This is a genomic window from Nocardioides eburneus, from assembly GCF_040838215.1.
Lineage (GTDB): Bacteria > Actinomycetota > Actinomycetes > Propionibacteriales > Nocardioidaceae > Nocardioides > Nocardioides eburneus.
This window is the reverse complement of record NZ_JBFPJR010000041.1, coordinates 22659-28939: the sequence shown is the minus strand read 5'-3', so window position 1 is coordinate 28939 and position 6281 is coordinate 22659. Positions and strand designations below refer to the sequence as shown.

General features: G+C 71.5%; 11 protein-coding genes and 1 pseudogene. All 12 read left to right on the top strand.

What is annotated here, in order from left to right; genetic code table 11:
- Positions 1 to 267: pseudogene (locus tag AB3X52_RS17370) on the top strand (gas vesicle protein); the annotation flags it as partial.
- 119 nt (positions 268 to 386) lie between these two features.
- On the top strand, positions 387 to 920 hold the full coding sequence (locus AB3X52_RS17365; protein ID WP_367995357.1) for a hypothetical protein: 534 nt from the start codon (positions 387 to 389) through the stop codon (positions 918 to 920).
- Positions 921 to 925: 5 nt separating this feature from the next.
- Complete coding sequence (locus AB3X52_RS17360; RefSeq protein ID WP_367995356.1) at positions 926 to 2098, top strand: SRPBCC family protein; 1173 nt, start codon at positions 926 to 928, stop codon at positions 2096 to 2098.
- Positions 2095 to 2532, top strand: coding sequence for a gas vesicle protein GvpJ (gene gvpJ / locus AB3X52_RS17355; protein WP_367995355.1), 438 nt, complete (start codon positions 2095 to 2097; stop codon positions 2530 to 2532). The genes AB3X52_RS17360 and gvpJ overlap by 4 nt, the downstream gene beginning before the upstream one ends.
- The gene (locus AB3X52_RS17350; protein WP_367995354.1) at positions 2529 to 3275 is read left to right on the top strand and encodes a GvpL/GvpF family gas vesicle protein; all 747 of its coding nucleotides are present in this window, start codon (positions 2529 to 2531) and stop codon (positions 3273 to 3275) included. Before gvpJ ends, AB3X52_RS17350 begins: the two co-directional genes overlap by 4 nt.
- Positions 3275 to 3514, top strand: coding sequence for a gas vesicle protein GvpG (locus AB3X52_RS17345; protein ID WP_367995353.1), 240 nt, complete (start codon positions 3275 to 3277; stop codon positions 3512 to 3514). The genes AB3X52_RS17350 and AB3X52_RS17345 overlap by 1 nt, the downstream gene beginning before the upstream one ends.
- Positions 3515 to 3524: 10 nt before the next feature.
- Entirely contained in the window at positions 3525 to 3920 is a 396-nt protein-coding gene (locus tag AB3X52_RS17340) for a gas vesicle protein GvpO (RefSeq protein ID WP_367995352.1), read from the top strand.
- Positions 3917 to 4333 carry a gas vesicle protein gene (locus AB3X52_RS17335; RefSeq protein WP_367995351.1) on the top strand — a complete coding sequence of 139 codons (417 nt, stop codon included), beginning with the start codon at positions 3917 to 3919 and terminating at the stop codon, positions 4331 to 4333. The genes AB3X52_RS17340 and AB3X52_RS17335 overlap by 4 nt, the downstream gene beginning before the upstream one ends.
- Positions 4326 to 5084, top strand: a complete 759-nt coding sequence (locus AB3X52_RS17330) for a GvpL/GvpF family gas vesicle protein (protein WP_367995350.1) — start codon at positions 4326 to 4328, stop codon at positions 5082 to 5084. Before AB3X52_RS17335 ends, AB3X52_RS17330 begins: the two co-directional genes overlap by 8 nt.
- Positions 5081 to 5278: a gas vesicle protein gene (locus AB3X52_RS17325; RefSeq protein WP_367995349.1), complete on the top strand. Its 198-nt coding sequence runs from the start codon at positions 5081 to 5083 to the stop codon at positions 5276 to 5278. The genes AB3X52_RS17330 and AB3X52_RS17325 overlap by 4 nt, the downstream gene beginning before the upstream one ends.
- Positions 5275 to 5571 (top strand): gas vesicle protein K, encoded by a 297-nt coding sequence (locus AB3X52_RS17320; protein WP_367995348.1) that lies wholly within the window; start codon positions 5275 to 5277, stop codon positions 5569 to 5571. Before AB3X52_RS17325 ends, AB3X52_RS17320 begins: the two co-directional genes overlap by 4 nt.
- Before the next feature lie 73 nt (positions 5572 to 5644).
- Complete coding sequence (locus tag AB3X52_RS17315; RefSeq protein WP_367995347.1) at positions 5645 to 6181, top strand: hypothetical protein; 537 nt, start codon at positions 5645 to 5647, stop codon at positions 6179 to 6181.
- Positions 6182 to 6281: the final 100 nt, after the last annotated feature.

Sequence of the window (6281 nt, the reverse complement as noted above, 5' to 3'; positions counted from 1 at the left end):
GGCATCGAGCTGTTGACGATCGATGCGCGGATCGTGATCGCGAGTGTCGACACCTATCTGCGGTTCGCGGAGGCGACCAACCGGCTCGACCTCGACGAGCACGGGGGGAGAGACCTGACGGATCTGGCCCACGACCTCCAGGAGAAGGGCGCCGAGGCGGTCAGCAAGCGGGCCGTGGGCGGCGTCATCGAGAGCGCCGCGGAGAAGATCCAGGCCGTGCGGGAGAAGGTCGAGGATGTCGTCGCCGGTGGCGACGACGATGACTGACGCCACTCCGATCGGCCGGCGGGAGAAGGTGTTAGTGGTCCCCGAGCACGGGTACCGCGGCCGCTAAGGAGGGAGCGACCTTCCGCGTCTGGAGGGGCGCGGGGTCGGCTCAGACAGTGATGTCAGCAACCACGAAGATCGCCGTGGGCGTCGCCAGCGGCTACCTGCTCGGCAGGACCAAGAAGCTGAAGCTCGCCGTGACCGTCGCGGGCCTGTTGGCCGGCCAGCGGCTGGCGGGCCGCGGGTCCCTGCTGGAGCAGGGCTCCAAGCTGTTGGACTCGAGCCCCGAGCTCAAGAAGCTCCAGGACCAGATCCGCGGCCGGCTCAAGGAGGCGGCTCGAGACGCGGCGCTCGGTGTCGCGACGTCCCGGATGGAGCAGATGACCAAGGCCCTGCAGGGGGCGTCCGTCGACGAGCAGGAGGGCGGTGAGGAGCCGCCGGACCAGCAGGAGACCCCGTCCGAGGACCAGGGCGAGACCCCGTCCGAGGACCAGGCCGACGACGAGACCGCCACGTCGTCGGAGGATGCCGAGAGCGAGCCTCCGCCGCGGCGGCGAGCGACCAAGAAGAGCAGCTCGCCTCGGCCGGCGGCGAAGAAGAGCAGCAGCCCGCGAGGCGGCGGCAGCCGGAAGTCCGCGAGCTCGGGGAGGTGAGTCCGATGGCAGCCAGCACGCAGGCCAAGGACCGGTTCAAGAACGCCTCGCAGGGACTCGTCTCGGCGCTCGGGCAGAAGACGCTCGACACGGTCGGATCGCGCCTCGACGGCCTCACCGGGAAGCTCGAGGATGTCGCCGGCGGCGGCCCGATCGGCAAGGCGGTGGCCAAGGGTGCCGAGGCCAAGGCCGAGGGAGGCTCGCCCGTCGGCGGCGCGCTGAAGGGCGCCGTGTCCGGGGTCAAGGACACGGTGACGGGCAAAGGGGGCGGGAAGGGCGGTGGCGGCAAGGCCACCAAGGCCACCACGATCCTCGAGGAGATCGACGTCGGCGTACCTCTCCAGGTGGCCTACGACCAGTGGACGGAGTTCGGCTCCTTCCCGTCGTTCATGAAGAAGGTCGAGAACGTCGAGGCCGAGGAGGACACCAAGCTCCGGTGGAAGGCACAGATCTTCTGGTCGCACCGGGAGTGGGAGGCCACGATCCTCGAGCAGGTCCCCGAGGAGCGGATCGTCTGGCGGTCCAAGGGCCAGAAGGGGCACGTCGACGGCTCCGTGACGTTCCACGAGCTCGGCCCGAATCTCACTCGGATCATCGTCGTGCTCGAGTACTACCCCCAGGGCTTCATGGAGCGCACCGGCAACCTCTGGCGCGCCCAGGGCCGCCGGGTGAGAGCGGAGCTGCTCCACTTCCGCCGGCATGTCATGACCCGCACGATCCTCGACCCGGATCAGGTCGAGGGGTGGCGCGGCACCATCGAGGACGGCGAGGTCGTCGAGACCCACGAGGACGCCCTCGCCTCCGAGGAGGACCGCGACGAGGAGGACAGCGACGAGGAGGACAGCGGCGAGGAGTCCGCGGAGCCTGAGGACGAGGCCGACGAGTACGACGAGGCGCAGGAGGGCGAGGAGCCCGAGGCCGAGTACGACGAGGAGGGGACCGAGGCAGAGGCGGACGAAGAGCCCGAGGCCGAGTACGACGAAGAGCCTGACGCCGAGGACGAGGCCGACGAGGACGCCGAGGCCGAGGAGGCGGACGAGGACTACGAGGAGCCGGAGGACGAGGCGGAGGACCTCGATGAAGAGCCGGACGAGGAGCCGGAGGACGCCGAGGAGCAGCCTGACGACGAACCGCCGGCTCGGTCGAGCCGGACCCGCTCGAGGAGGACAGGACGATGACCACTCAGACCAGCGGCCGACGGCAGGGCGGTTACCTGGAGAGGCCGGCGCCGAGCAGTCTCGCCGATGTCATCGAGGTGATCCTGGACAAGGGCATGGTGATCGATGCCTATGTCCGGGTGTCGTTGGTGGGCATCGAGCTGTTGACGATCGATGCGCGGATCGTGATCGCGAGTGTCGACACCTATCTGCGGTTCGCGGAGGCGACGAACCGGCTCGACCTCTATGAGCACGGCGCGAAGGACATCGGCGAGGTCGTCCAGGACCTGCGCGGCAGCGGCGGGACGGAGTCGAAGACGCGGGGCGCCCTGCGCGGCGCCAAGGACAGCGTCAAGGAGGCCATCGGCAAGGGCGACGACGAGGACGACGAGAGCGACCAGGACGAGCGCCGGCCGACCAAGAGGTCGTCGTCCTCGCGGAGGCGATCCGAGTGACTTCGGGCGGAGAAGAGGCCGCCGTCCTCGTGTACGGCGTCGTCGGCGCCCACCCGCCGGCCGTCCCCGAGGACGCCGTCGGACCGGACGGCGCAGCGCTGCGGCAGGTGATGTTCCACGACCTGGCCGCGGTGGTCGGCGGCGTGATGCCCGGCTGGAGGCCTGGGCGGGAGGACCTGATGCGCTACAGCAGCATCGTGGACGGGCTCGCCCAGCACGGCCCGGTCGTTCCCGTCCAGTTCGGGTCGCTGCTCGCCGACGAGCAGGAGGTGGTCGACCGCGTGCTCGCGCCTGAGGCGGAGCGGCTCAGCGCGCTCCTCGAGGAGCTCGCCGGCAAGGTGCAGGTGCAGATCCGGGCGCGGTACGTCGAGGACGCCGTCCTCGCGGAGGTCGTGGCCGCCGACCCGGAGGTCCGCGACCTGCGCGAGCGCACGAAGGACCTCCCGGACGAGGTCGGTCACGCCGACCGGATCCGGCTCGGCGAGCTGGCCGCCCACGCGGTGGCCGACCGTGCCGCCGAGGACGCGGACACGGTCCTCGACGTCGTACGCCCGCACGTCGCCGCGGAGATCGTCCGGCCGGTCGGTGGCCTCGACATCCTCGACGTCGTGGCACTCGTCGAGGCCGAGGAGCTGCGTGTCCTGGAGGACGCGCTCGAGGCCTTGGCCGAGGCGGCACACGACCGGATGCGGATCAGGCTGGTGGGGCCTACGGCGCCCTACGACTTCGTCGGAGGGGACTGATGGGCCTCCTCACCGGCCTGCTCACCCTGCCGCTCGCCCCGGCGCGCGGCGCCGCCGCCGTCGCCGAGCAGATCCGCCGGCAGGCGGAGAGCGAGTTCTACGACCCGGCCGCCATCCGGCGACAACTCGAGGACGTCGCGCTGCGCCGGGAGGCCGGCGAGCTGAGCGACGAGGAGGCCGCCGGCTGGGAGGACGAGCTGATCGAACGACTGATGGAGGGACGTCGCCGGACCCGGTGACGACACAGACATGACAGACGCCACGCAACGCGGCGACGACAGCCGTCCGCGGCGACCGACGCAGAAGACGACCGCGAAGACGACGCAGAGGCCGACTCCGACGTCGACCCACGAACCCGGGCACGAGCCCAGGCAGGGGCCGACGCACCTGCGGGGCGCGAAGGCCGCGTCGCTCGCGGCCCAGCAGCTTCACGACCTCACCGGCCGTGACGCCGAGGCGGTCGTCGGCATGGAGCGCACGGACGACGGCTGGCGGATCGAGATCGAGGCGCTCGAGCTGCGCCGCATCCCGGAGACGACCGACGTGCTGGCCTGCTACGCCGTGGAGCTCGACGGCGACGGCGACCTGGTCTCGTGCCGGCGCTTGCGCCGCTACGTCCGCGGGGCCGCCGAGGAGGACCGATGACCGAGAGTGCTGCCGGGGCTCCCGCTCCCCGGAGCTATGTGACGCCTCAGGGCACCTCGCGGGCGCCGAACCCGGCGTCGCTGGCCGACATCCTCGAACGCGTCCTCGACAAGGGGATCATCATCGCCGGCGACATCCGGGTGAACCTGCTCGACATCGAGCTGCTCACCATCAAGATCAGGCTCCTCGTCGCGTCCGTCGACAAGGCCCAGGAGATGGGCATCGACTGGTGGCGCAACGACCCCTTGCTCACCTCCAGCGAGCAGGGCATGGCCGACGAGAACCGACGTCTCCGTGAGCGGGTGGAGGCGTTGGAGGCCGCGCACGCGCACGCCGTCGAGGAGCGCGAGGAGGCACCGGAGGAGATCGGTGCGGTGCGGTCCGACGAGCGCGAGGAGGAACGCCATGGCTGAGCGGGCCCGCTACGTCTACGCCGTCTCCGCCGGACTCCCGCCCGACGCGCTCCGGGGCGTCGCGGGGATCGCCGGAGCACCGGTGGAGCTGATCGGTCACCGCGACCTCCAGGCCCTCGTGAGCGACGTCGACCTGGGGGAGTACGGCGAGGCCGGCCTGCGCCGGAACCTGGAGGATCTCGGCTGGCTCGAGGAGACCGCCCGCGCCCACGACGACGTCGTCCGCGCGGCCACCGCCGCGGCGCCGACCGCGCCGCTTCGCCTGGCCACGATCTTCCTCGACGACGAGGGCGTCCGCCGCTGCGTCGAAGACCTGTACGGCGATCTCCGCGCCGCCCTGCAGCGCGTCGACGGCCGCCGCGAGTGGAGTGTCAAGGTCGTGGCCAAGCCCCGGGCGCAGGCCCGGGCGAGTGCGGCCGCGCCGACCGGCGGGGCGGACTACCTGCGCCGGAAGAAGGCGGAGAGCCAGGCGCGACAGAGCGCCGACGCGGAGGCGCTCGCGGCTGCGGAGCGGGTCTCGGACGCGGTCACCGACGGCGCCGTCGCCGTACGACGGCTGCCGGCGCAGGATCCCCGGCTCTCCGGTCTCGAGGGGGAGATGCTGCTCAACCTCGCGGCACTCGTGGAGCAGGACGCCGGCGACGACCTCGCCGCCCGGGTGCACGAGATCGCCGACGCGGAGGCCGGGGTCGACGTGGTCGTCGCGGGGCCCTGGCCGCCGTACTCCTTCGCCACCTTGGAGACACCATGACCCTCACCTCCGCAGAAGGACAGGCGCAGACGCGCATCGCGCTGGTCGACCTCGTCGACCGACTCCTCGGCAGCGGCGTCGTGCTGGCCGGCGACCTGGTGATCTCGCTCGCGGGCGTCGACCTCGTGCAGATCCGCCTGCACGCCCTGATCGCGTCGGTCAGGGCGGAGATGGCGGAGGGTAGGCCGCGATGACCCAACCCCGCACGAAGCTGGCGCAGCGGCTCGAGACCGATGCCGAGTCGGTCGAGCGTGATCTGATGAAGCTCGTCCTGACGATCGTCGAGCTGGTGCGTCAGCTCATGGAGAAGCAGGCGCTCCGCCGCGTCGACGAGGGAGATCTCAGCGAGCGCCAGATCGAGGACCTGGGCAACGGCCTGATGGCGCTCGAGCGGGCGATGGAGGACCTCAAGGACCGGTTCGATCTCACGGCCGACGATCTCAACCTCGATCTCGGCCCGCTCGGGCCGCTGCTCTCCGACCCCTGACCGGGACGCGACCACCGGCTGCGGTGACGCCTCGGTGCTTGAGCACTGTCGCCGTCGCTGGCAGGGTGCGGGCATGGCGTGGGAAGAGGATCTCTTCGCCCTGTTCGACGACCTCGAGAGCCAAGCGGAGGCGGCGTACGCGCGCGACCGCGAGGCCGAGCTCGTCGACCGACGCCGGGCGGAGTACGCCGAGGTGACGTTCGCGGCCCGGCTGATGGCATCACTCGGCCGTGCGGTGACGCTCGAGGTGCGAGGGATCGGCCCGCTGCACGGCACTCTCGAGCGCGTCGCGACCGGCTGGCTCCTGCTGAGCGCCGGTGCGGTCGACTGGGTCGTGCGTCAGGACGCGGTCGGCAGCCTGATCGGCGCCTCGGAGCGCGCCGTCCCGACGGTGGCCTGGCCGGCGGTCGCCCGGCTCGGCCTCGGCTCCGCGCTGCGCCGCCTCGCCGAGTCGGGGGAGCGCTGCTGGGTCCACCGGGTCGACGGACAGCGCCACGAGGGCGTCGTCCGTCGCGTCGGCCAGGACTTCCTCGAGCTGGCCGGAGACGCAGGCCGCGTCACGCTGGTGCCGTTCGTGGTGGTCGCGGCGGTGCAGAGCCGTCGCGACTGAGCTCTCCCAAAGTGTCACGGTGACACGTCGCGTCGAGAGTCACACTTCGCAGCTGTCACTCCACGCTCAAACTGTCACGGTGACAGTTTGGCGCTCGGCG

Excerpts from the sequence above, each read along its gene's own strand:
- AB3X52_RS17365 (WP_367995357.1), top strand. The coding sequence starts at position 387 with ATGTCAGCAACCACGAAGATCGCCGTGGGCGTCGCCAGCGGCTACCTG.
- AB3X52_RS17360 (WP_367995356.1), top strand. The coding sequence starts at position 926 with ATGGCAGCCAGCACGCAGGCCAAGGACCGGTTCAAGAACGCCTCGCAG.
- gvpJ (WP_367995355.1), top strand. The coding sequence starts at position 2,095 with ATGACCACTCAGACCAGCGGCCGACGGCAGGGCGGTTACCTGGAGAGG.
- AB3X52_RS17345 (WP_367995353.1), top strand. The coding sequence starts at position 3,275 with ATGGGCCTCCTCACCGGCCTGCTCACCCTGCCGCTCGCCCCGGCGCGC.
- AB3X52_RS17340 (WP_367995352.1), top strand. The coding sequence starts at position 3,525 with ATGACAGACGCCACGCAACGCGGCGACGACAGCCGTCCGCGGCGACCG.
- AB3X52_RS17335 (WP_367995351.1), top strand. The coding sequence starts at position 3,917 with ATGACCGAGAGTGCTGCCGGGGCTCCCGCTCCCCGGAGCTATGTGACG.
- AB3X52_RS17330 (WP_367995350.1), top strand. The coding sequence starts at position 4,326 with ATGGCTGAGCGGGCCCGCTACGTCTACGCCGTCTCCGCCGGACTCCCG.
- AB3X52_RS17325 (WP_367995349.1), top strand. The coding sequence starts at position 5,081 with ATGACCCTCACCTCCGCAGAAGGACAGGCGCAGACGCGCATCGCGCTG.
- AB3X52_RS17320 (WP_367995348.1), top strand. The coding sequence starts at position 5,275 with ATGACCCAACCCCGCACGAAGCTGGCGCAGCGGCTCGAGACCGATGCC.
- AB3X52_RS17315 (WP_367995347.1), top strand. The coding sequence starts at position 5,645 with ATGGCGTGGGAAGAGGATCTCTTCGCCCTGTTCGACGACCTCGAGAGC.